Origin of the sequence: Haloferax sp. S2CR25, from assembly GCF_031624535.1 — an archaeon.
GTDB lineage: Archaea > Halobacteriota > Halobacteria > Halobacteriales > Haloferacaceae > Haloferax > Haloferax massiliensis.
This window is the reverse complement of sequence record NZ_JAMQOO010000040.1, coordinates 1-521: the sequence shown is the minus strand read 5'-3', so window position 1 is coordinate 521 and position 521 is coordinate 1. Positions and strand designations below refer to the sequence as shown.

Annotated in this window: 1 rRNA gene; it reads left to right on the top strand. The window is 58.9% G+C overall.

Annotated elements, in window-relative coordinates:
- Window positions 1-453 precede the first annotated feature (453 nt).
- Window positions 454-521, top strand: a 16S ribosomal RNA gene (locus tag NDI65_RS22185); the annotation flags it as partial.

Here is a 521-nt window from a genome sequence, read left to right as displayed (position 1 = left end):
CATTCGGACTAATGCGAAGAAGCGCACGGGGGCACTCCCCCCGACGGCTTCCACCGAACGCCCCGGCCCCAAGGTCGTCAGGCGCTCACCGGGATGACACACCTTCCCGGGGGTCGCCACGATACGACGGCCTTAAGTGGTCCAAGGCATTTCGGATGAATGCGAACGACACACCGCGATTGCAGGGCGATTCAACGCGTCCTGCCTCACCGGCCCTGAACCGAACGGGGTTCGAAGGGTTTATACCCTCGAACCGCTTCGATTCAGGTCCGAAGGAAATGAGGATTCCGCCCCTGCGGTACGCCGCAAGACGGTATCTGATGTTAGCCCTAGTAGTTCGGTGACATCCGAACGGATGTCACGCGAACTCGGACCTTTGAACGGTGATTTGACAGCAATACGCTGCCATTCACCCGCCAACACCCCGCGACCAGGTTTAAATGGTCGCGACCCATTCCGGTTGATCCTGCCGGAGGTCATTGCTATTGGGGTCCGATTTAGCCATGCTAGTTGCACGAGTT